Here is a 4,778-nt window from a genome sequence, read left to right on the forward strand (position 1 = left end):
TTTTTTAATACCATAGTTACTCTTCTGTAGCCATAGCTACCTTTTGATGCTTTTACTATGGTTTTAATTTCACCTTTAACTTCCTTGTCTTTGTCTGTTGGATTTTTTAATTTTATCTTCCATTCATAGTAGGATGATTTTGGTAACTTAGCTATTTCTATCCATTCACTTACCTTGCTTTTTGGATATTCTTTTTGTAGTTTGAGGATTATCTTTGTCTTTTCCTTGCTTCTGCTTCCTCTTCCAGTAGCAAGGCTTGTAGCTTTTTTTCGTAGATTATCTTCATTTTGAGAAGTCTATTTTCTTCTCTTAGTCTTATTAATTCTTCTCTCTCGCTTTCGTTTATTGGAGTATTATCCTTTAAATTCTTATTTAATTTGGTCATTTCTTTTTTAGGCCTTCCTCTATTGTCTTCTAACCCAGATAAACCATGCTTTTGATAAGCTTTCTCCCATCTATATACCATAGATCCATTAACAAGATTGAAATGCTCTGCAGTCTCTCTAAGCGAAGTATTATTGATTTGCCTATATTGTATTACAGATAGCTTGAATTCACTAGTGAATTTATTGTTTTTTAACTTTTTAGATAATTTATCGAAGCCACCAAATTTGTATTGATTTATCCATTCTCTTAATGTAGTCCAAGGAATATCATGTTTTTTAGCTACAATTCTATAGCCTCCAGATTTACCTGATAAGTATTCTATTACTAATTTTATTTTAAATTCATTTGTGTATTTTGGCATACAAAAACCCCTCCATCCGTATTCCGGATTTTGGGGTTCAGGTCATATGCGGGTAGGCGTTCTTAGGTTATACCAAAAAAATCACCAAGTATTATAATAGAGTTGTTCAGACCTAAAATAATAAGAGGTGATTTTATGGCAAATAAAACTAATTCATTGTCTCACACAAAATGGATGTGCAAGTATCACATAGTCTTCACTCCAAAGTATAGACGAAAAGTGATATTTTATCAATATAGAGAAAGTCTCATAGAAATATTCAAATTACTTTGTAAATACAAAGGAGTAAAAATAATAGAAGGGCATATGATGCCAGATCATGTACACATGTTAGTAAGCATTCCACCCAAAATATCAGTATCAAGTTTTATGGGATATTTAAAAGGGAAAAGTGCCCTAATGATGTTTGACAGACATGCGAATTTAAAATACAAATTTGGCAATCGTCATTTTTGGGCAGAAGGATATTATGTGAGCACAGTGGGATTGAATGAAAAGACAATAGCAAAATATATAAGAGAACAATAGCAACATGATATAGCACTTGATAAATTGAGTGTAAAAGAATATACAGATCCGTTTGGGAAATAGAAATTAAAAATCCCTTTCAGGGATAGGCTAAAGTGGCAAAAACAGTTAGGTTTGAACGGAGTGAAAACCAGCGCCTTGAGACGCTGGTTGGTATCACTCGGGCTTATAGCCCTTGAACAAACCACCTGTTTTACGGGTGGTCATGATTTGTTGATATTATCGTTACCTTTTGGTTTTGCCAAAACAGAAATCACTATAAATACTACGCTAAATCCCAAAATTATAAAAAGATTAGGAAGAATTTTGGAAAGTTCTGGAAATTCTTCTAAAATTTCGTTGTTACTTATATAGTAGAATCCCGGAAAAATTCTACCTATTGTAAGAGCAGTTTTCCCTAGTAATTCTTGCGGAACAAATGCCCCACACAAAAACGACGATCCAAGTGAAACGATATTCATTACTCCTTGAACTGTGTTAGAATTTTTGATTACATTTGATATCATCACAGCCATCGACACCACAGATATAGTGAATACAAACGAATTAAGCATCATAAGATTGACGTGTATCTTTGTAAAATCGTATTTGTACAAAACACAGAAAAGTATCATGTAAATTAACCAGAACACAAGTCCTGTGACGATATGACCCAGCATCAACTCCAGATTTATTCTAGTTCTTGGACGTGGTGACACATTGTTTCTCATAAGAATTGGTTGTTTCTTGTAGACCAAAGCGATATTTGAAACGACTAATATCACTTGTGCAAGTAATAAGTAATTTAAAAAGTTAAAGTAGAATTTGGAGTTATCTTTTTTGGAATTTGTACTACCCTCTTTAATGCTTACATCAATTTTTTTGTCCAAATCCTCAGTCGCATTTTTTATAGCCTCATTTTCAGTAAATCCACTTTTTTCGTAGGAACTTACTTGGCTCAGATAAATATTTATCTTTTCTTTGATATCCATCGCATAAGCATTATTCGGAGCGACTTTGTATAAAACTTCTTTTGTTTTGTCGAAATCCTCTGGGATTATCACAGCTGCGTTGATAATATTGTAGAAAAGCTTGTCGTCTACGATTGTTTCATCCATCGTTTTTATCTTAGCATTCTTGCCCAAATAATCGTAGAGAGATTTGGAAAGTTTGGTGTTCGCTTTGTCTTGCACATAAATATTTACATCAACGGGTTTGTAGGAAGTTTGTGTAGTGTTTTTTGTCGCAAAACTCATCAATACGAAAAATATTATCGTGTACAAAAGTATAGGAGTTTTGTGTGCCCATGTGATTTTAAAATAATTTTTAAAGACTCTCATACTCTTTACCTCTCATGAAAAATAGTGACGCTACGACAAATACAACTGTAATTATCAAAAGATTTATAATATCTTTGTTAAATCGTACCATTGAATCGTAATAATACAACGAATACACTGCATCTGTAACAACTGCAACAGGATTGATTTTGTTGATAATGGGAAGTTTCTCTGCGATAACTACTTTTATTTCTGGAACCATCATTCCCGCTAAAAAAGACATCAGCATCGTAATAGCGATTCCCATTCCGATTTTTGTATCAAGACTTTTTTTATTGGATACTCCGATTAAGATTCCAAACGCAACTCCACAAAAAGATGAAATACTTGCAAGTCCTATTATCGCCCCAATTCTATCTCCGAATTCAACTCCAAGTGCGTATTTCAAATATGCGATAAATAAAACTGTGATTGCAAAATTGATAATCCAACTGACTAGAACTGATGCAGAAAGCATAGTGCCTTTTTTAGTTGGAGAAACTGCGTTACGTTTTGCGTTTGTAGACAAGTTCGCTTCGTATTGGAAACTCACGAAAAGTCCCCACATGTATCCGTAAATCGTCGTCATCCCCAAAAGCGTGTAGAAGAACACATTCACAGGATCCATATTTTTTCTTGAAACGTCTTTGATGTGATCGTCTACATTTAAAATTTTCCCGATATCAGCCGTCGGATTTTTCTGCATTATCTTAGTTATCATGGATACTTTTTGAGAATATGAATTCATAATAGTTTCGACGATTGTCTCGGAAATCCCCGATTTTTTCGTGTAAATTTTATCCATCGAATCAATGTACGCTTTTACATCTTCGTTAGTATTCAATATATCTTCGTTTTTTGATTCTACAACATTGAAATATTTCTCATCTTCCATCTCATTCATGAAGTTTTTGAAATTGTCGTCTTGCATAAGAGTTTCATTAACAGCTACATCTATCGTTTTAAATTTACTATTTTCATTGATATTTCCAAATGCTAATTTGAAGAAAATCCCCAAAACAATTGGAAACAACAACGCCCAAAATAGCATAGCTTTTTGTCTTAGAAGCAGCTTAAAAGTATTTTTAAATGAATGTAGAAACATATCAATCCCTCAAATCTTTGCCCGTCAATTCCAAGAAAACATCGTTAAGGCTTGGCTTTTCGACATTTAAAGAACTGTACTGAACATTTTCTTCATCGAGAAGTTTAATCAACTTCATTAAATACCCATCTCCATGAGAAAAATTCAACTTAACATTGCCGTCCTTATTTTCAAAATTCATCAAATGTGGAAGAGATTTGATTTGAGATATCACATCTTCATTTAATTCGGTCGCTGTGAAGCTTATCTTCTCGTTCATTTCAATCATATCTTTGAGTTGTTCCGATGAGCCCTTAGCAATGACTTTGCCCTTGTCAATTATCACGATATTATCACACAAAAAATCAACTTCATCCATATAATGCGATGTGTAAATTATCGTTGATCCATCTTCGTTTAGTTTTTTTATTCCTTCCAAAATACTATTTCTAGATTGCGGATCAACAGCAACAGTCGGCTCATCTAGGATAATTAGCTCAGGTTTATGTGCAATTCCACAAGCTATATTAAGTCTTCTTAGTAAACCCCCTGATAATTTTTTCGGTTTAAACTTCACAAAATCATTCAGACTTACCAAATCCAACGCCCTTTTCACAAGCTTACTTCTTTCAGATTTGTCTTGTATGTACAATCCGCAGAAGTAGTCGATATTTTCGTATACAGTCAACTCATCATACACTGCGACATCTTGAAACACCACACCAATCCTTTTTTTGATATCATAAGCATCAGCTGACATTTCTTTTCCAAAAATCTTCACACTTCCAGAATCTTTTTTCAATAGCGACAATATGCAATTGATAGTCGTGGATTTCCCACTACCGTTTGGACCTAGTAGACCCAGAATTTCTCCTTTTTCCACGTCCAAATCCAAATTGTCGACCGCAGTAAGTTCCTTGTATTTTTTTACAAGACCTCTGACCTCTATAAGGTTTCCCATAAAATCCTCCATAAATTTTATTTCTATCTTTATTATATAATTAATCAATCATTATTGTGTAAAAAGTTTATAAACAAAGTGCAAAATTAATTATAAAATCTCTAAACTTCTTAAATTTGCCAAAAAAAATCAGCACAAAGAACAACTTTATGCTGAAAT

General features: G+C 33.2%; 4 protein-coding genes and 1 pseudogene. 1 reads left to right on the top strand and 4 read right to left on the bottom strand.

Annotated features, from left to right (window positions below):
- Positions 1-208: 208 nt before the first annotated feature.
- Entirely contained in the window at positions 209-748 is a 540-nt protein-coding gene (locus RH95_RS08990; RefSeq protein ID WP_010248761.1) for a helix-turn-helix domain-containing protein, read from the bottom strand.
- 135 nt (positions 749-883) lie between these two features.
- On the opposite strand from RH95_RS08990, the pseudogene tnpA reads away from it, so the two are divergent.
- Positions 884-1,273: pseudogene (gene tnpA / locus RH95_RS08995) on the top strand (IS200/IS605 family transposase); the annotation flags it as partial.
- A 206-nt stretch (positions 1,274-1,479) separates the two neighbouring features.
- Here the strand turns inward: tnpA and RH95_RS09000 are convergent.
- The 3 genes from RH95_RS09000 to RH95_RS09010 are packed head-to-tail and all read right to left on the bottom strand — an operon-like array spanning position 1,480 to position 4,619.
- Positions 1,480-2,595 (bottom strand): ABC transporter permease, encoded by a 1,116-nt coding sequence (locus RH95_RS09000; RefSeq protein WP_010248766.1) that lies wholly within the window; start codon positions 2,593-2,595, stop codon positions 1,480-1,482.
- Positions 2,582-3,679: an ABC transporter permease gene (locus tag RH95_RS09005; protein ID WP_010248769.1), complete on the bottom strand. Its 1,098-nt coding sequence runs from the start codon at positions 3,677-3,679 to the stop codon at positions 2,582-2,584. Before RH95_RS09005 ends, RH95_RS09000 begins: the two co-directional genes overlap by 14 nt.
- Position 3,680: 1 nt before the next feature.
- The gene (locus RH95_RS09010) at positions 3,681-4,619 is read right to left on the bottom strand and encodes an ABC transporter ATP-binding protein (RefSeq protein ID WP_010248772.1); all 939 of its coding nucleotides are present in this window, start codon (positions 4,617-4,619) and stop codon (positions 3,681-3,683) included.
- Between the last annotated feature and the right edge of the window lie 159 nt (positions 4,620-4,778).

This window comes from Peptoniphilus rhinitidis 1-13 (genome assembly GCF_000246925.1).
In the GTDB taxonomy this organism is placed as follows: domain Bacteria; phylum Bacillota; class Clostridia; order Tissierellales; family Peptoniphilaceae; genus Peptoniphilus_A; species Peptoniphilus_A lacydonensis.

Coding starts and splice junctions, on each gene's coding strand:
- RH95_RS09010 (WP_010248772.1), bottom strand. CDS start 4,619: ATGGGAAACCTTATAGAGGTCAGAGGTCTTGTAAAAAAATACAAGGAA.
- RH95_RS09000 (WP_010248766.1), bottom strand. CDS start 2,595: ATGAGAGTCTTTAAAAATTATTTTAAAATCACATGGGCACACAAAACT.
- RH95_RS08990 (WP_010248761.1), bottom strand. CDS start 748: ATGCCAAAATACACAAATGAATTTAAAATAAAATTAGTAATAGAATAC.
- RH95_RS09005 (WP_010248769.1), bottom strand. CDS start 3,679: ATGTTTCTACATTCATTTAAAAATACTTTTAAGCTGCTTCTAAGACAA.